Source organism: Mucilaginibacter ximonensis (genome assembly GCF_042686265.1).
Lineage (GTDB): Bacteria > Bacteroidota > Bacteroidia > Sphingobacteriales > Sphingobacteriaceae > Mucilaginibacter > Mucilaginibacter ximonensis.
In genome coordinates, this window is the sequence record NZ_JBHUPD010000002.1 from 1,287,672 (window position 1) to 1,306,126 (window position 18,455).

Annotated in this window: 15 protein-coding genes; 12 read left to right on the top strand and 3 right to left on the bottom strand. The window is 40.1% G+C overall.

From position 1 onward, the window contains the following. Window positions 1–31: 31 nt before the first annotated feature. The 11 genes from ACFS5N_RS13325 (at window position 32) to ACFS5N_RS13375 (ending at window position 12,152) form a co-directional block, all read left to right on the top strand. Window positions 32–1,114 (top strand): glycosyltransferase WbsX family protein, encoded by a 1,083-nt coding sequence (locus tag ACFS5N_RS13325; RefSeq protein WP_377186241.1) that lies wholly within the window; start codon window positions 32–34, stop codon window positions 1,112–1,114. Then, a complete protein-coding gene (locus ACFS5N_RS13330) occupies window positions 1,111–2,007 on the top strand; it encodes a glycosyltransferase (RefSeq protein WP_377186244.1) in 897 nt (298 codons plus the stop codon). Before ACFS5N_RS13325 ends, ACFS5N_RS13330 begins: the two co-directional genes overlap by 4 nt. After that, complete coding sequence (locus tag ACFS5N_RS13335; protein WP_377186247.1) at window positions 2,007–2,939, top strand: hypothetical protein; 933 nt, start codon at window positions 2,007–2,009, stop codon at window positions 2,937–2,939. Before ACFS5N_RS13330 ends, ACFS5N_RS13335 begins: the two co-directional genes overlap by 1 nt. Beyond that, window positions 2,914–4,233 carry a glycosyltransferase family 4 protein gene (locus ACFS5N_RS13340; protein WP_377186250.1) on the top strand — a complete coding sequence of 440 codons (1,320 nt, stop codon included), beginning with the start codon at window positions 2,914–2,916 and terminating at the stop codon, window positions 4,231–4,233. The genes ACFS5N_RS13335 and ACFS5N_RS13340 overlap by 26 nt, the downstream gene beginning before the upstream one ends. After that, a complete protein-coding gene (locus ACFS5N_RS13345; RefSeq protein WP_377186253.1) occupies window positions 4,230–5,165 on the top strand; it encodes a glycosyltransferase family 2 protein in 936 nt (311 codons plus the stop codon). The genes ACFS5N_RS13340 and ACFS5N_RS13345 overlap by 4 nt, the downstream gene beginning before the upstream one ends. Further along, entirely contained in the window at window positions 5,165–6,109 is a 945-nt protein-coding gene (locus tag ACFS5N_RS13350) for a glycosyltransferase family 2 protein (protein ID WP_377186256.1), read from the top strand. The genes ACFS5N_RS13345 and ACFS5N_RS13350 overlap by 1 nt, the downstream gene beginning before the upstream one ends. 77 nt (window positions 6,110–6,186) lie before the next feature. Continuing rightward, window positions 6,187–7,335 (top strand): glycosyltransferase, encoded by a 1,149-nt coding sequence (locus tag ACFS5N_RS13355; protein ID WP_377186259.1) that lies wholly within the window; start codon window positions 6,187–6,189, stop codon window positions 7,333–7,335. Then, a complete protein-coding gene (locus ACFS5N_RS13360) occupies window positions 7,328–8,311 on the top strand; it encodes a hypothetical protein (RefSeq protein ID WP_377186262.1) in 984 nt (327 codons plus the stop codon). The genes ACFS5N_RS13355 and ACFS5N_RS13360 overlap by 8 nt, the downstream gene beginning before the upstream one ends. Next, entirely contained in the window at window positions 8,308–9,594 is a 1,287-nt protein-coding gene (locus ACFS5N_RS13365; RefSeq protein ID WP_377186265.1) for a glycosyltransferase, read from the top strand. Before ACFS5N_RS13360 ends, ACFS5N_RS13365 begins: the two co-directional genes overlap by 4 nt. Then, window positions 9,591–10,745: a glycosyltransferase family 4 protein gene (locus ACFS5N_RS13370; protein ID WP_377186268.1), complete on the top strand. Its 1,155-nt coding sequence runs from the start codon at window positions 9,591–9,593 to the stop codon at window positions 10,743–10,745. The genes ACFS5N_RS13365 and ACFS5N_RS13370 overlap by 4 nt, the downstream gene beginning before the upstream one ends. A 3-nt stretch (window positions 10,746–10,748) precedes the next feature. Beyond that, window positions 10,749–12,152: an exosortase Y-associated Wzy-like protein gene (locus tag ACFS5N_RS13375; protein ID WP_377186271.1), complete on the top strand. Its 1,404-nt coding sequence runs from the start codon at window positions 10,749–10,751 to the stop codon at window positions 12,150–12,152. A gap of 111 nt (window positions 12,153–12,263) precedes the next feature. Here the strand turns inward: ACFS5N_RS13375 and ACFS5N_RS13380 are convergent, their stop codons facing one another. Continuing rightward, window positions 12,264–12,482, bottom strand: coding sequence for a hypothetical protein (locus ACFS5N_RS13380; protein ID WP_377186274.1), 219 nt, complete (start codon window positions 12,480–12,482; stop codon window positions 12,264–12,266). Between the two features lie 842 nt (window positions 12,483–13,324). On the opposite strand from ACFS5N_RS13380, the gene ACFS5N_RS13385 reads away from it, so the two are divergent. Then, window positions 13,325–15,859 (top strand): DUF5686 and carboxypeptidase-like regulatory domain-containing protein, encoded by a 2,535-nt coding sequence (locus ACFS5N_RS13385; protein ID WP_377186277.1) that lies wholly within the window; start codon window positions 13,325–13,327, stop codon window positions 15,857–15,859. Window positions 15,860–16,125: 266 nt separating this feature from the next. Here the strand turns inward: ACFS5N_RS13385 and ACFS5N_RS13390 are convergent, their stop codons facing one another. Together ACFS5N_RS13390 and ACFS5N_RS13395 are read right to left on the bottom strand one after the other, a co-directional pair. Beyond that, window positions 16,126–16,515 (bottom strand): response regulator, encoded by a 390-nt coding sequence (locus ACFS5N_RS13390; RefSeq protein ID WP_377186280.1) that lies wholly within the window; start codon window positions 16,513–16,515, stop codon window positions 16,126–16,128. Then, window positions 16,499–17,497 carry a helix-turn-helix domain-containing protein gene (locus ACFS5N_RS13395; protein WP_377186283.1) on the bottom strand — a complete coding sequence of 333 codons (999 nt, stop codon included), beginning with the start codon at window positions 17,495–17,497 and terminating at the stop codon, window positions 16,499–16,501. The genes ACFS5N_RS13390 and ACFS5N_RS13395 overlap by 17 nt, the downstream gene beginning before the upstream one ends. Window positions 17,498–18,455 lie beyond the last annotated feature (958 nt).

Below are 18,455 nucleotides of genomic sequence, written 5' to 3' on the forward strand. Positions count from 1 at the left end.
ATGGCCCAACTACAATAATTATAAAATACAGTTGAAAAATCAAGGTTCAATCAAGCCTATTGCGATCCATCTGCCTCAATATCATCCTTTTAAAGAAAATGATGAGTGGTGGGGGAAGGGATTTACTGAGTGGACTAATGTAACAAAAGCACAGCCCTTATTTAAGGGACATTATCAGCCGCATTTACCGGCTGATTTAGGTTATTACGACCTGCGGCTTGAAGAGGCACGGATTGCACAGGCCGAGATGGCCAAACGATATGGTATTTATGGTTTTTGCTATTACCATTATTGGTTTAACGGCAAAAGGTTAATGAACGAGCCAATTGATGAAATTCTGAGAACTAAAAAACCAGATTTTCCGTTTATGCTTTGCTGGGCCAATGAAAACTGGACCCGTACCTGGGACGGCGCTGAAAGCAATGTGCTAATTGCTCAGGACTATAGCGACGCTGATGACCTGGAGCATATTCAATTTCTTTGCAAGGTTTTTGCAGACGACAGGTATATTAAAATAGATGGCAAGCCATTTTTTGTTATTTATAAGCCATTCTTATTGCCTGATTTGAAGCGAACGATAGATACATGGCGTACCGAAGTTGTGAAAGCCGGTTTTCCGGGCCTCGTAATTGGCGTCATGAATTCGACAGTAAGCTACCAAGATGTTTTAGCTGCCGGTTCAGACTATGTAATAGATTTTCAGCCCAATTTTTCATTGGCTCCTACACAAGAGTTTGCCCCTCTGTCTCATAAATTAAAAAATAAGTTATTTGGCGTCGAATCGGCTTATTACAATCATAAAATTGTTAGCTATAAAAAGTATGTCGACCACATCATCCATCAAAACTACTATCGGCCTAAACTTATCCCCGGCATAACCCCCGGTTGGGATAATACTGCCCGAAAAAGGAAAAACGGATTTATTTTCAAAGATGCTAACCCTACTGATTATGGCAGGTGGTTACAGCATATTATTGATGAGTTTAATTGCGAACAGCCTTACCTGTTTATCAATGCCTGGAATGAGTGGGCCGAAGGAAACCATTTAGAGCCTGATCATAAATGGGGGACGAGGTATCTGGAGGAAACCCAGATTAAGATTAATAACAGTTGATTTCAATAATTATATGTTCGGTTAATGAGCAACTTAGCGCCCGGGTATCTGCGAATATTAAAAATACTATTGGGTTAGATGATTTCGAGATTATCATAATTAATAACACCCAAAATCAATATTCCATTGCGCAGGCTTATAACCAAGGCGCATTTGGGGCAAAATACCCTTACTTGTGTTTTATACATGAAGATATTTTGTTTCATACCGAAAATTGGGGGCAATACCTTATTCAGCATCTTTCAGTAAACAGCGTTTCATTAGTTGGCGTACTGGGCAGTTTAATAAAAACGGTAACACCGAGCGGTGTTTTTATTCCAATTAAGCAATTAAACAGAGTTAACCAATTGCAGCGTAAATATGACGGCGGTATAGATCATTATTACGATAATCCCTTTGACGAAAAGCGTAGCCGTGTTGCCACGCTCGATGGTATGTTCTTAGCCGTTACCAAATCAAACCACCAGAAATATCCATTTGACGAAGAAAGCCTGACCGGCTTCCATGCTTATGATATTGACTATTCGCTGGGGCAAGCAGCTAATGGCGATGTGGTAGTGGTATACGATATACTGATCGAGCATTTTTCGTATGGCGGCAATACGCAACAGTGGGTTGAAGCGCAATTAGCGTTAACCGATAAATGGAAAGCATTGTTACCTTATCACACCTCATTAACCAAACCGGAGATTAAGGCAGCCGAAATAATTAATACCGAGAGTTTTTTGATCGCACTATACGCTAATCGATATCCAAAAAGTACGCAGTTAAAATACCTAACCAGGTTGCTGTGGCTAAGGCCGCTTAGTGTCAAAAATTTATATTTTATCCGGAAGTTTGTATTAGGCGGTACTGTAGACAATCGCATTAAAAATATGCTGAAACGTTGTTAGTGATAAACTATATCTTATCTGATCAGCTTGATTATAATTTACTGATATGCGACGATGCCGGCCATGGTTATGCCAATAATATGGGGTGGCCCGTGGTAAAGGTCAGTGAGTTAAATGTAACAGAAAAAGAAATTTTTGCTGTAGATAACCGCATAACTGCCGATGAGGCAGCTAAACTGGAGATAATTATCCGCCAAAATAGTGACACCACGTTTTTATTGAAAATTGTTGATCCGTTTATGGAGAACGTGCGCCATCATTATTATGAATTTTTAAGCCGGATGTCGGAATGTGCAAATACGTTTTTGCTTTCGGTGTATCAGCCCACAGAGTTAGCGGACATATTAAAAGGCCAATACAAGCATCGGTTTATTCACTTACCTTATCCGTATCTTAAGGAACGTGAAGTTGAGCGCAACTCTAAACTAAATCGTATTGTCATAACCGGAGCGTTAAATGAACAAGTTTATCCATATAGATATAGCGTCTGGAAAAAAGTTACCCGTTCGTGGCTGCGGCCGTTTTTCTTTTCAATTTTAAAGCACCCCGGCTATGCCGAGCTTTCAGAAAAAAAGCAACACGCACATCGGGTAGTCGGTGCGCTGTTTGTTGAGCATTTATCACTATTTAAGTATATGCTTTTATGCCCAACCCGGTGTAAAATTGAACTGTTAAAATTTTATGAGTGCGCTTATGCGGGCTGTATGCCGGTAGGCGAACCACCATTGAGTTATCCTGCAGAAATTGCCGGCATGTTTTTACCATTAAGACCGGCTTTTTTTGTTAGCGATACACTAAACATTATCAGAAATGGTTATGACGCCGGCAAGGTGTATACGTTTAGAGATTTTCTGAGAAAAACGCGAAGTCCGGAGTGCCTGAATACTATTTTAGAAAAATTTTTACTTGAAAATACTTTTCATACTTCCTGAGTACTATCCTCATTCAGGCGGTGGTATATCTACCTATTACCTGCAATACATAAAAGCCTTGAAGGCTTATGGCCACAGTATTAAGGTAATTGTAGGAAGCGGTTATACCCAAACTAATGAGTCTTTTAATATTGATGGTGTCGAGGTTGAGTATCTTAAGCCGTTGGCTTACCAACGCCACCTTAAGCTGTTTAGTAAATATGATTTATTTCCTGAATTCAGGAATAACCTGGCGGCGGCCTGGGCCATGTGGGAGCAGGCCGGGCAGACAGATGCTTTTGACATTATTGAATGCACAGATTTTGGTTTAGGTTTTATACCCTGGGTGCTAAAATACTCAAAGCCGGTGGTTGTGCGTTTACACGGCAGTTCGGGGCAGATTGCGCTGCATGAATCAACTAACAATCAACCATTGGGTATGCATCTGTTTCAGTCGGCCGAACTGGCGCTGCTGCCGCTGGCTGATGCCTTAATTTCTCATAGTACGGCTAACGCAGACTTTTGGAATGGATTATTTAATAAAAAGAAAGTAGCGGTTATTTATCCTGTCTATCAAACAGAAATCAAGCCCATACCGCTCGCCTCGCGCGATAATTTTGGTTTAGTAACGGCCCGCATACAAAAATGGAAAGGGGCTGAGCAGTTGTGTAAGGCCGTTCAGCTGATTAAAAAACCGCCATTAATTAAATGGTTTGGGCGGGATATGCATTTTAAAGATAAGCAAACCACAAGTCAATATCTTTCCATCAATTATCCGCAGATTTATAATAAGAACGTTCTGTTTGAAAAGCCCGTTTTGCAAGATCAGGCTACTTTATTGCAGCGGAAAGCGAAATTTGGCATTGTACCATCAACCTGGGACATGTTTAATTTTACCGTGCTGGAATTTATGGCAAGCGGTACAACGGTAATTTGCTCGGAGGGCGTGGGTGCGTCTGAGTTGATTGAGCATGAAAAAAATGGCTTTAAATACCCGGCTGATGATGTTGAGGCGCTGGCGCTATTAATTGAAAAGGTTAACGCCCTGGATCAAGCCGACTATTCAGCGATTGTTGATAACGCGATAAATACACTAAGGACAAAACTGGCGCCTGAAATGATTATCAAATTAAACGCTGAACTTTATAAGGCTACCATTACCGGCTTTACAAAAAAGCCTGCAAATAGCTATCTTGAAACTATTTATAGTCCGGATGAACACCGGTTTGATATCGATGAGATTTTAGATAAACAGCCATTTGCCACCTTGAAAAACTATTTTTTAAAACGCATCAAGGCCAAATTATACAAATGAGTTCGCTGGCACTTTGCATACCGGCATACAATGCAGCAGCTTTTCTTCCGCGTTTGTTATCGTCGGCGCAGCAGCAGGCTATACCATTCAACGAAATATGGGTTTACGATGATTGCAGTACAGACGATACCGCTGCAATAGCGAAGCAATTTGGTGCGACAGTTATATCTGGTGAGGTAAACCGGGGGTGTTCATTCGGCAAGAATACGCTGGCTGCCTCGGTAAAAAGCGACTGGATACATTTTCATGATGCTGATGACGATCTACTGCCAAATTTTACAACCAGTGTACATCAGTGGATTGAGCGTAATGGCAGTCAGAAAGACATATTATTGTTAAATTACAATTATGTTGACGCTTACTCGGGCGAAATTTTGGGCGCGGGTAATTACGATGCATTGGCGCTGCGAAATGACCCGCTTAAATATGCTATTATGCGTAAAATTGTGAATTTTGGGGTGTACAGACGAGATAAGTTTCTAAATGCCGGCGGCTTTAATACGGATACCAGGGTATTATATAACGAAGATAACGCAATGCACCAGCGTATGGCCAAAGCTGGTTTATACTTTGATTATCTGCCTGATATTACCTGTATTAATTACCGGTATAAGGTTAGCATGTCGTCTGCAAACTACCTTAAATGCGCTATCTCCAATTACTACGTTTTGGAGGATACCGCTTTAACCCACGGCGCAATTTACCCTAAAGAGATAGCTGATAAACTATGGGAGTGCGTGGCGGCGTTAGGTGTCGGAGAGGCCTATGATTATATGGAAAAGGCTTTAGCTATCTGTAAAAAGTTGGGCTATCCGTATTCCAGTAACGGTGGCAGAGTTTTTAATGCTTTAACACATTTGCATCCATTTGGCGCCGTATGGCTCCGCGAAAAGCTGATCAGATTGTTTAAACCACATTTAAGGTCAAATTAATGCAGCCATTGGTCTCTGTATGTATGCCTGCTTATAATGCAGGGCAGTTTATTGCCGAAGCTATACGGTCAGTAATTAACCAAACTTATAAAAATTGGGAACTGATTATAGTTAATGATGGCTCGACAGACGAAACAGTGTCAATCATTAAAACTTTTCCTGATGAAAGAATAAAAATCTTTCATCAGGAAAATAAGGGGCAATGTGCCGCAGCGAACAAAGCATTTAAGATGTCAAATGGCGCCCTGATCAAATTTTTTGATGCTGATGATATTTTATCTCCATCAATGCTGGCAAGCCAGGTTGCCCGATTGAATTACACGCCCTTAAATGTAGCGTCGGCGCAATGGGGGCGATTTTACGACAACGATTTAAACACTTTTAAATTAAGCCCCGAGTCGGTATGGCGTGATATGCCTTCAACTGAATGGTTGGTTGAATCGTGGAAAAATGCCCAACCTATGATGCAGTGTGCATTGTGGCTAATCCCACGGGAGATTATCGTTAAAGCCGGATTATGGGATGAACGCCTGTCGCTGATCAATGATTTTGATTTTTTTACGAGGGTTTTAGTAAATAGTCAAACCGTGCTTTTTACGCCCGATGCTTGTTTGTACTATCGGTCCGGAATAAAAGGTAGTCTTTCAGATACTAAAACGCGTAAAGCTTTTGAGTCGGCATATTTATCAATTGAACAGGCAACCCAAACGCTTTTGAATGTCAGGGATGACCAAAACGCTCGTTTATCGTGTGCCAATATATGGCAAAATTTTATATACGAAGCCTATCCGTTGTATTCGGATTTGGTGCAAAAGGCTGAGTCATATAAGTTGCATCTGCCGGCGCCCACCTTGCCTTACCCAAGCGGAGGCATCACTAAACTCATGACGCTCTTTTTTAATTGGAAGACATTAAAGCTGATTAAAAATAAACTACAGCGATAACAACACACGCAAGCCAGGTGAATCCCGCTAAACATATTTGCATAATAACCCCGTCGCATTTATGTCGTAACCCAAGAGTGTTAAAGGAGGCTGTTTTGCTGGCTGATCATAACTATCGCGTTACCATAATTAACAGCAGTTACAGCAAACAGCTTAGCGATGAAGATGCGCGTTTATTAAGCGGTTACCCTATTAAGCTTATCTCAGCAATACGTTTACAGGATAAATATGCCAGCTCTGTCGTCGTCCGATTAATGTATAAGATAGGACGGATACTGGTTAAAGAATTTAATATACAGACGCCCCTGGCCTTAGGATACGCATCATGGAAATATAAAAACATTGCCATAAAACAAAAGGCCGATCTATACATGGCTCATCAGGAAATGGGACTGTATTGCGGCGTTCAGTTGTTAAAAATCAAAAAAAAGGTAGCCTTTGATTTTGAAGATTGGTATTCTGAAGATCTGCTTTCAGATGCGAGATCTTATAGGCCACTACGCTTGCTTCGTCAGCTTGAAAAATACGGGTTAAAAAATGGCGTCTTTTGCATCACAACCTCGCATGTAATGGCCAGGGAAATGGCCGGCACTTATAACGTCCCTGTGCCTGTTTGTATCTATAATGTGTTTAATAAAAAAACCGAAATACTGAACAGGACTAAAGAATTTAAAAAACCTTTACAGCTATTTTGGTTTTCGCAAACAACAGGGCCGGGCCGCGGCCTGGAGCAGTTTTTTGACTTGTTAAATGATTTAAATGTTGACCTTGAGGTTAATTTGCTGGGTAATTTGGTTAATGCACATTATAAAAATCAACTTCAGAATTTATCGGTGCACCCACTAAATTTTTACCCGTTAGTTGAATCGGTTCAATTGCCAAAGTTGATCTCGCAATTTGATATAGGCCTGGCGCTTGAGCTCAAAGAGCCATTAAGTCGTTCATTGACTGTAACTAATAAGTTGTTTCAATATATGCTTTCGGGTTTGCCGGTAATTGCTACAAATACACAAGGGCAGTCAGAAATTATTAAAAATTACGGTGGGGGCATATTAATAGATTACGATGATCCGGAACGCTCAAAAACGCAAATACAAGAACTATTGACAGGCGAACAAACTTTGCAGGTATACAGGCAACAAGCTGTAACAGCAGCCAATGAGCTGTGCTGGGACAAACAAAAAGTTATTTTATTGGATCTTGTTTCAGCGGCGCTAAATGGATAGAGAAAAAGTAACATTAAGAGTAAGCCTTTCGCCACGCGATGCACGCTTTTTACCTTACCTGTTGCCGCATCAATTAAAAATGTGGCATGACCAGGTTGATGAAGTTTTACTGGTTTATGACCGCCACGGTTATGAGAGCGACGCGTATGATAAAGATACAGCTAAAGTTATTGCGCTAATTAGTCAAAACCTGAGCCATTACCCAAAAATACGCTTACTGGAAGTGGACTACTCGCCCGCGGCAAAAAAAGAGATAAGTGCGGCCTATTTTAATAACAAACGCGTACCTGATAAAACACACCGCTACGGGCCATTCTACTCCTATTTTTATGGCCTGTACCACGCCGCGCATGATTATGTTTTTCATATCGACTCAGATATCTTCTTTGGTGGCGCCGATCCAAATTGGGTTAGGGAGGCCATAGAGTTGTTGAAAACTGAACCTGATGTGTTTACGTGCAGTCCGTTTCCCGGGCCTCCAACTGCCGATGGCCGGCTGCTTGACCAGCCCGGAACCGCAGATAGCTCTTCGCTAAGAAAGGTATATTTCAATTCTTTCAGCACCAGGTTGTTTTTAATCAATAAAGTGTCGTTTAAAAACAGGATATGCCCTCTGCCTGTAAAAATAGCCAGGTGGCCGCTGTTATATCGTGCCTTATTGCGTTCACGTCCGGTATTCGAATTGCCTGAGGATACCATAACTGATATTATGCGGAAGAAGGGGTTAAAGCGGGTAGACTTTTTAGGAATGGGGGCGGGCATATGGTCGCTGCACCCGCCTTTCAGAAATGAAGAGTTTTTCCAAAAACTGCCGTCGCTTATTCAATGTATTGAAACGGGCAACGTTCCTGATGCTCAACGCGGGTATTATGATATAAACGATAGCATGGTTAACTGGGCTGATGCCCGCGAAGAGATAAAACAAGCCAGTTTAAAACGGCGATTACTGAAAAAATTTGGAATAAGATCTGCTTGAAGAGACTGCTCATTATTTCGCCATATTTCCCGCCAACTAACGCTGCCGATATGCAACGTGTGCGTATGAGTTTACCCTATTTTCATGATTTGGGTTACAGCGTTGAAGTGGTTGCCGTCTATCCCAAATTCTCAAACATGCCGGTGGATATTTTATTAAATGAAGCTATTCCTCCGTTTGTAACTATTCATTACGTCGATGCGCTTAACGCGCAATTTACTTCAAAAATTGGGTTAGGCAGCATTGCCCTGCGCTCGTTTCAATATTATAAAAAGTATGTAAATGGTCTGCTTAGCCGGCAAAAGTTCGATCTTATTTATTTTTCGACTACGCAATATCCACTTTGTGTTTTAGGCGCTTATTGGAAAAAACGTTTTGGGGTGCCATATGTAATTGATGTCCAGGATCCATGGCACACCGATTACTACCAGGGCAAACCTAAATCGCAAAGGCCCAAAAAATATTGGTTCTCCTATCGCCTTAATAAATGGCTTGAACCCCGCGCTATGAAAAACGTTGACGGTTTGGTAAGCGTTTCTGATACATACATTGAAGATTTAAGGCAGCGTTATCCTGAAATAGGCAATGTTCCATCCGCAACTATAACTTTTGGCGCTTTTGCGCCCGATATGGATATCGCCGTAAAACATGCTGCCGAATTTCCCGCACTATTAAATCCGTCTTATAAAAACATAATGTACATAGGCAGGGGTGGCAATGATATGCAAGCCGCACTAACCAAACTATTTGAAGGTTTTAAGCAGGGATTGCAAGCCAACCACCGGCTTTTCAGCCAGCTGCGCTTACATTTTATAGGGACAAGTTATGCGCCAAACGGACAGGGAATACCTACCATACAACCTCTTGCCGATTCTTTTGGAATAACCGAATACGTTATTGAACAAACTGATCGGATCAGCTACTATCATACGCTTGCTACGTTGAATTTAGCTGACGGCCTTTTTATTCCCGGTTCTGATTCTCCGGGGTATACAGCCTCAAAAATTTACCCTTATTTGCTGGCATCAAAACCGTTGCTGGCAATCTTTGCTGAGGGCAGCCCCGCATTAAAAGTGTTAAACGAATATGGCGTAAAGGACGCTTATTCATTTACCGAGGCCTCGGCGGCGGCGGTGATGGATTTTTTGAGGGATGTCGCGGCAGTCAAATCAGCCATACGAACTTATAATGGTGAAGCGATTGAAAAATATTCGGCACAAAATATGGCGGTGTTACAATGCCGGCTTTTTGACCGGGTTATTAAAGCGGGTCAAAATAAATGAAGAGACTAGCTATTATCACCACTCACCCTATTCAATATTATGCACCGATATTTAAGTTGTTGCATCAACGTGGGCAAATAGCTATCAAAGTATTTTATACCTGGGGGGAAGCATCGTTGCATAATTATGACCCTGGGTTTCAGCAAACGATACAATGGGATATGCCTTTGCTTGAAGGGTATTCGTTTGAGTGGGTTCAGAATACCTCCGCAAATCCGGGATCGCATCATTATAAAGGCATCATTACCCCCTATCTTAATAAACAAGTAGAGAATTGGAACCCCGACGCCGTTTTGGTGTTTGGGTGGGCATACAAAGGGCACTTGTCTGCAATGCGCTATTTTAGCGGAAAGGTGCCGGTATTTTTCAGGGGCGACTCGACTTTGCTCGATAAATTGGCAGGGATAAAATCGGCCGTTAAAAAAGTATTTTTAAAACGCGTTTACAGTAATGTAGATTGCGCATTTTATGTAGGAATTAATAACAGAGCCTATTATAAAGCTTATGGCTTGGATGATAGGCAATTAATATTTGCACCGCACGCCGTAGATAATGAAAAATTTTCTGCCCGGCGCGACCAGGAAATACTTGATCTGCGAAACAGATTTAATTTAGTGGACGAAGATATTTTGATTCTGTTTGCGGGTAAATTTGAACCAAAGAAAAATCCGTTACTGTTAATGGAGGCTTTTAAAAAGATGACAAAAGCCGGTGTGCATTTGCTGTTTGTCGGAAACGGTGAACTTGAAAACGAATTGAAGAATAAAGCTAGCGGCATTGTCAATATCCACTTTATGGATTTTCAAAACCAGTCTGTTATGCCGGTAATTTACCAGGCGGCTGATCTTTTTTGTTTGCCATCGGCCGGCCCGGGCGAAACCTGGGGGCTTTCCGTTAATGAAGCTATGGCGGCAGGTAAGGCCGTGTTGGTATCAAACCTGGTGGGTTGTGCTGCTGATTTGGTTAGGGACGGCATTAATGGTAAAATTTTTAAAAGCGGCTCAGTTAATGAGCTGACCAATGCTTTACAGGCATTAACTACCACCAGAGAGGCTTTACAAAAAATGGGATTGCAGTCGGCAGAAATTATAAAGCCGTGGAATTTTAATGCCATAGCCAAAGCAATTGAAGATAGATTAACAGGGCAATAATAAATGAATCGCAATTTTGTATTTGAGAAATTTATCCTGCTCTACTTACCCTGGATCATTTCGCTGATTTTTGCCAGCCAACCTACTGTATCCTATTTTATAGCCTGGTCAGGATCATTTTTTATATTTTTTATGACGCTTACGGGGCAAATAGTGCCTCTGCCTGATGATCGCAGCTTTGCCAACCAGATAATGCGGCCGGTTATTTTGGTGCAGATTATTTTTGCCGGATACATGTGTTGCACCTCGATTTTTTATTTCATGTCGCTGTTAGGTTACAATAATTTTGAGTCTACACCTTTTTTTCTGCCAGACCCATACAAGTTGGAACTGGCTGCAAAATGCCAGCGATATTATTGCCTGGGACATGCTGCTATGATATCGGGTATTTTGATGGTTATGCGATATCCCCAACAACCAAAATATAAAGTGCAGCCTGAAAAATTATCAAAGATGTTGTATTACGCTACCATCTTGTCATTTCCGATGTCTGTAATATTTTTAAAAATTGATGGACTGGCTCAGTTTGCTAATCAATTCAGTTCGTTAAGCTTTATGGCGTCGGCATTGGGTTTAGCCTTTGCTATCCCGCAAAAAAAAGTGTTAAATATCATTGTATGCTTTATATTTTATGCGCTTAATTTTTATTCGGCCATGGTATCAGGTTTCAAGGAGCCTATAATTCTGAGCGTAATGGTACTGGGGCTGTTTCTTTATCCGGTTTATAAGCGGATTGTTCTACTGATTTTTATACCCGTAATGCTGTTGCTTTTTTTAGTGTTACCTACTTATGTTAGCGTCATCAGGCAAAATAGCTGGGGCGGGGGCCAGAATGCTAGTGATGCTACTTCAGAGGCGCTTGATGCAGCTATTAACCAGGGGGCAAATGCCGACGAGGGCACCTGGTATTTCCTGGTGAACAGGCTAAGTGAAATTGATATGTTTTCGGGATATATAGAAAGCACGCCCGAGAAAATTGGATATTATCACCTTGCACTAGTTGAGCAATCAATAACCGTATTGGTGCCACGGATATTCTGGCCGTCAAAACCGGTAACAGAACAGCTGGTTATGAAAAGAGTATATGATTCGGGCGTTATAAACCCGTTTTCAACAGTATCTGCCAAACCGGCTTTTATAGTTGACGCCTATCTGTCCTGGGGCGGTTTGGGCGTATTTGTATTTCTTTTTTTATATGGCGTGGCCGCACAAAGCATCTCACAAAAAGCCGAGTGGTTATTTGGGGGTTACACTTTAGGCACAGCGCTGGTATTTTCGGGTCTGTTTCAGATATTTTGGCGGGGTCTAAGTTTTGAGTTCATACTCAACAATGTTGTTTGGGGTTATATCAGCATGCTTATTCTCGCCCATATCCTGCGTCGCGCACGCATTATTGAACTTGCTTGAGTAAAGCCCGACAATAACATAATCGTCACCTTTTACTTTAAGTAACGGGAATAAAAAAGGAGGCTCCTGATATTTCAGGAGCCTCCTTTTTTATTTAACTAGCGGAAAAGCCTAAAACTTATTTACTCTAACAGACTGCAGCTGCTCCAATGTTTTCTGGCGACTGGCGTATATGATTCTGATCAGGAACAAACTTAACCACGCAGTTACAGGTGCTATAAGGCCGGTATAATCAACCTTGCTGGCGGCATTGGTGGTCAGAATAATATCGGCTGTTATTACTGCTGTCAGCACAATCAGGATTATATTTAGTAGTGTTGTTACTTTCATGGCCTTGGAATTTAGAAGCAATATAAATATTATTTTGTTGAAAATCAAAAGTTATTAACATTTGTTTACGTAGTTGGTTTAAAAAAGTTAACCCAAACCTAAATTATTTTTAATAGTTGTTTGTTGGTATATAAACAACACAGACACTTGCTGCATACCCATTGTTGAGGTCAGGTAATTTACCATCGATACATTCGGCAATCTCGTCTATTCTTTCAGCTATTTGGTCTATCGCATTTTTGAAGCTGAGGTTTAATCGCCTTTTTTGTTTCATCATTTACCGCATGATGATTAACGTATTGAAAAATGTGCTCGCATTGATGGCACTTGTGGTTTGTATTGTTGTCGCCTTTTGGCTGGCAGCGTGGAAAAGGATCAGTAAAAAGAGAGTTGATACCGATTCCTTTTCAATTAATTAGCGATGCAGCAAAGGGCCGTGCGTCCTTTGCTCATTTTTACTGTTGACATTCAGGCTCCGCCCATACAAATTTGCCGGCCGGTTCGGGAGCGCCGGGCGTTACCCCGAGTAAATTCCATGATACTTCCCACCTCCCGGAGCTTGGCGGCGGGCCGGGCATTTAAAACAAACTATTTTAATTTATTTCCAATCCGTGAATTTTCACTTCAGAATATTATATTCATGGCGAACAGTAATGCCAGAAGAATGCAGGTGGCGCGGCTGTAAAATGGTACTTTGATTAGCTCAATGCCAAGTACTATTGTAATGCCCGGCCGGTATTTTTGCCACAGTTTCAGAATTTGAACAGAATCTGACTTTATTTTGAACTAAATACAAACTATGGCCCGCCCATTACGTTACAATTGTTGATTTATTAATATTGGTGACTAAGCAAATAATTTTTAGCCGGATATTTTTGTTAAGCTGTTTTTGCCTGCTGCTGCCGCATTTTTGTTTTGCACAGCAAACTGTGGTTAGCGGTAAGGTTAGCGATGCAGCCACCGGGCATCCGTTGTCGTCATGTAGTATAGTTTTTCTAAATACGCATATCGGAACCCGCACCGATAGCCTGGGTAAGTTTAGCTTAACCGGACAGGGAGCATATTCGCACATAGTTGTTACGGCAATGGGTTATGAGCAATATGTACAGCGTATTAATCCGGGCGTTGAAAACAAAATAGAGCTTAGGTTGGTAAAAAGCCTCACACAGCTTAACGAAGTATCTATTAGAGCGCACAAACGTTATCGCAATAAGGGTAACCCAGCTGTTGAACTTATTGAGAAGGTGATTGCTCATAAAGATGCTAATCGTCCGCAAAGCAACAATTATGTTCAATATGACCAATATGAGCGGGTTGGCTTAAATATGTTCAATATACCGCCGGTACTGGTAAATAACTTTTTGTTCAGGCCCTACCGCTTTATGCTGGATACGGTGGACGGTAAATTATCTGCAGAGGTATATCTGGCTGAAAAACGGTACCGTAAATATTCGCGCAAAAATCCCGAAAAAAGCATCAGCGTTTTAGAGGCTCAGAAAGAAAGTAATATCATCAAATTTATTGATACATCGGCCATCAACATCTATGTAAACCGCCTATATGGAGACAAGGTAGATATCTATGACAATAACATCTATATTGTTAAACATCAGTTGCTTAGCCCGATAGCAGATCATGCGCCTGATTTTTACCGGTTTTATATCAGGGATACTATCCGCACAGCTACTGATACCGTGGTAGAGCTAAGCTTTACGCCCCGCAATAAAGGCGACCTGTTATTTGAGGGACATTTAATGGTTACGCTAAACGGATCGTACGCTGTAACTGCCTGCGAACTTAATGTAGACGACCGCATTAACGTGAATTTTTTGCGTAGCCTTAAGGTTGATTTAGATTTTGAAAAGCAGCAGTCGGGGCGCTACTTTCTGGTAAAAAGTGATGCGAAGGTTGATTTTGGGATTTTAAAAAACAAAGGATTTACTTTAAAGGGTAACCGGGTTATCTACTATTCAAACTATCTGGTTGATAAACCACTGGATGCCGGGTTTTATAACGGTAAGGAAGAACAAGTTTTGCCGGGCTTTGATCATGCTGGTAACGATTATTGGTCCCAGAGCCGGCCAGATACGCTACCGGACAATGATGCTCGTTTTTACCGAAAGGTTGGCCATTTGGAAAAAATGAAATCTTTTAAACGTGCTACCTGGCTAGCATCAGCAATAACTAACGGTTTTGCTGATTTAGGGCCTTTTCAGCTTAATTTAGGCCAGCTTGCTTCATATAGCCCGCTGGAAGGTTTTCGTTATGGAATTGGGGGACGCACGACGCCGCAATTTAACAAGACCATTTATGCTGATGGTTATCTTGCTGAGGGCACACGCGATAACCAGTTAAAGCATGAGGCTACTGTTTATTATTCCTTCAATAAAACGGCTCCTTACAGATATCCTAATAACTATATAAAATTGAGTCAGCAGTATGATATCAGTTTACCGGGAGGCGACGATGCAAACCGTAATTTTCATACACCAATTTCGTCTGTGCAAACAGGTTCAAGCAGATACTACTTTTATACACATTTGTTAAGAGTAGACTATGTTAAAGAGTTTGAAAATCATTTTTCGTTTGATATCGGGATGTTCACCAAGGATCAGCAGGCAGCCGGCGCTTTAAAATATGTAATGAACAACCCGCAACAAACGGTAATAAATCATATCGGCACCACCGTGTTCTCTTTATCGATGCGTTATGCGCCGCATGAGCAAATTTATCAGGAAAGCTTTGACCGTAAAACCATAAGGTACAAATACCCGATTTTTACGCTTTTAATAAATCAAGGTGTTAACGGTTTATTAAACGGAACAAACAGTTATACCTCCCTTACCGGTACAATATATAAGCGTGTCTTCATGTCACAACTGGGGTTTGCTGATGTTACTTTATTTGGGGGAGACATCTTAGGCAAGGTACCGTACCCGTTATTAAACATCAGTCCGGCAAACCAGTCTATCGTTTATGATCCTAATGCTTATAACCAAATGCATTACCTGGAGTTTGTAAGCGACCATTACGCAGGATTTAATATCACCCAAAGTTTTAATGGCTTTTTCCTGAACAAAGTGCCATTGATTTCGCGACTAAAATGGCGCGAGTTTTTCTCTTTTAAAGTATTATATGGTGGTTTACGTGCCGAAAATAATCCGGCTTTGAGCAGTGGCCTTTATAACTTTCCGGTACCATCAGCGGGGGCGTCGGGTACCTACGCCTTAGGTAATACCCCTTATATGGAAATGGGTGTGGGTATTGGCAACATCTTCAAGCTGTTAAGAATAGACGGGATAGAGCGATTTAACTACCTGGATCATCCCGGCGTGTCAAAGTATGGGGCTAAGCTGACACTGAAGATTGATTTATAAAGCTTTTAAATAAAAAAAGCCCATTTTTAATGGGCGTCTGTGGCGAATATAAAAGACCTGGCTCGAGGATTTGTAAAAGGTACATTCTTTACTGGTTTGAACAACATTTTTTATTGTAGCCAAAATTTACCACTTATATACCAGATTAAAGACACGAACTACTATCTCCGTTATTTTATAAAGTATGGCAATGAATATTAATGCGCCAAAAATAAATTGAATCGCATATTCATATTTGCAGTTCCTGACGGGCATAGTTATTTATCTTATAAAATTGCCAGTTTTTTAATTGCTTTGATTAGTTTCAACCCGTCTCCATCCTTCAAAACAAATATGTCTGCACCATCAGCAATAACCTGCTTATGTACAGCCTCACTGGTTATTGAAGAATGAGCAATAATTTGCAACCAGGGCCATGCTTGTTTCAAATTTTTCACAACATCAAAACCATTCATCAAAGGCATTTCCAAATCTATTATTACCACATTGGGGAGTATTAACGTTGACTGTAATATTGCTATTCCACAAAATCCATCTAAGGCATTAAATTGAACTTTTATATCCGCCCGTTCTAATTGCTTAATCATTATAGCGGTATAAAAGGCGTCGTCATCAATTATGCCAACACAAATTGTTTCATTAATTACCCCGTTCATAAAACTTTGGTGATGCCATGCCATTTAATTTTTTATACCAATTTGAAAACGAGCTACTTTTTTTAAATCCAAAATCAAACGCTACTTCTTTAACTGTTTTGTCTGGAACTTTAAAAGAGTCCATTGAGTATGCAATCTGAAGATTGCGGAAATAGTAAAGAGGTGTAATTCCAAAGGTTTTCTTAAAATCTCTTTTAAGTTTTGACATGGAGATGTTACAGTCTGAAGCAATTTTAGAAATTCCAGGAAATCCATCTGATAGATGAGCTTCAAGTATCATAGCTGCTTTGAACATGGTGGGATTATTCTTTTTAGCAGAACTTTCATCTGCAATTTTTTTTTGGGGTGATGAATTTTTTATAAAAGACGTTGCCAGGCCGTATACTATACTAAAAAGTGATGCCCGGTAATGGTTGTCATTGCGTTCGTTACGCAAAACGTTGAATAGTCGGTTCTGAAGAAAAATTTCCGATTTTGCCGCTGCTCTATTTATAACGTCCCCGCTACATTCATGCGTCACCAATGATATGTGTTGATCATTACCTATTAAAACATTCAAAAAGGTTTGTGTAAATATCAGCCTGTTATATTTTAAAACAGTATTAGCTTTAACATAGATATCGTGAGTAATCTTACCATCAAGATGAAGCACATAATTCTTTGCCCAATAAATATCTTTTTGATCCTGATAGCCTATATTAAGCGACCCCGAAAAAAAATTTACCGAGTAAAAGTCAATCTTGTCCTTTGTCGAAAAAAAATAATGTGTGTTTTCCTTGGCTTTGATTTCAATAGCAATCATCCAAAAACCTTCTTGAATTTTCTCAAAAAAAACTTCTCCGGAGGCAAATTTTTCGTTGATGTAGAAATGCTCTCTAACATTCAAACTTGGAGTAGTAATGCGTTTTTTAAAATAACGAAGATATATAAGTGGAGCAGCCTTGCTTAAATCGATTTTTCTCCATTTCGTTGATACCATCATTAGGTTTTATCTTTTATTGCGTACAGTAAATAGTTATACGTTAAATGCCAGTCTTTACATCGTAGTCTCCATAGCATAAGAATCTTTTATATATCTGTTTTTCATGCACTTGAAGCAAAAATATTTTTTAATGGAAGGGAAGAACAACTTAAATACGGCCGATCGCGGCCTTCTTTCCACATAGCATCCACATTTTGGACAACTAGATGTATGTTTCTTTCTATAAGTTTTCGTTAAAGTAGAATTGCCTTTCATAAAAATTAATAAGCAATTTTAAACAAAATAGGAGTAAGCCTTAAGCCCAAAAAGTCTTAAATAAGCTCATTTAAGTGGTAAGAATAAAAAGTAATTCATTACGGAAAACCTAATGGAAGCGCCAGAAAGGGTTCTGTCTGTTCGTATTTATATAAACAGGTTTAATGTTTAGTTAAGTCTGACAATCACTATATAAAGAACATTGGATTTAATAGACAATATTACAAGAATGAGATTTCACCAGCTAATACGGCAACTTGTAAGAGTAATGGGGAAGCTGGAGGCCGATAGTAATCTAAATCGACTAAAAAATTATATATCAGATGAATTCGTTTTTTTCAAAATACTTAAACTGAACAATTAGAAGAGAAGTATTTATCCCTATTTTGTACAATAAAAAAAATCAGGCTTTTAGAAGTTGATCTAAAAGCCTGATAATCAATATGTGGAGAATATCGGAGTCGAACCGATGACCTCTTGCATGCCATCCAACATTTTTCTAATTATACATGGTTATAAATATCAATCAATTATCTATAAATCAGTACTTTATAAGCTTGTATTTTCTTCAAATAATTATATTTTTAACCCAATATAACTAAGTTTGTGTTACCTGGGTGTTACCTAAGCTAACGATCGAAAAGGTATTAAATCAAAAACTGGATAGACTTCCGCGGTTATAGAAGAAATAAGATTTTCGAAT

Bases quoted from the DNA above. Each gene is read 5' to 3' on its own strand.
- ACFS5N_RS13395 (WP_377186283.1), bottom strand. From the start codon at position 17,497: ATGATGGTATCAACGAAATGGAGAAAAATCGATTTAAGCAAGGCTGCT.
- ACFS5N_RS13350 (WP_377186256.1), top strand. From the start codon at position 5,165: ATGCAGCCATTGGTCTCTGTATGTATGCCTGCTTATAATGCAGGGCAG.
- ACFS5N_RS13360 (WP_377186262.1), top strand. From the start codon at position 7,328: ATGGATAGAGAAAAAGTAACATTAAGAGTAAGCCTTTCGCCACGCGAT.
- ACFS5N_RS13370 (WP_377186268.1), top strand. From the start codon at position 9,591: ATGAAGAGACTAGCTATTATCACCACTCACCCTATTCAATATTATGCA.
- ACFS5N_RS13345 (WP_377186253.1), top strand. From the start codon at position 4,230: ATGAGTTCGCTGGCACTTTGCATACCGGCATACAATGCAGCAGCTTTT.
- ACFS5N_RS13380 (WP_377186274.1), bottom strand. From the start codon at position 12,482: ATGAAAGTAACAACACTACTAAATATAATCCTGATTGTGCTGACAGCA.
- ACFS5N_RS13375 (WP_377186271.1), top strand. From the start codon at position 10,749: ATGAATCGCAATTTTGTATTTGAGAAATTTATCCTGCTCTACTTACCC.
- ACFS5N_RS13390 (WP_377186280.1), bottom strand. From the start codon at position 16,515: ATGAACGGGGTAATTAATGAAACAATTTGTGTTGGCATAATTGATGAC.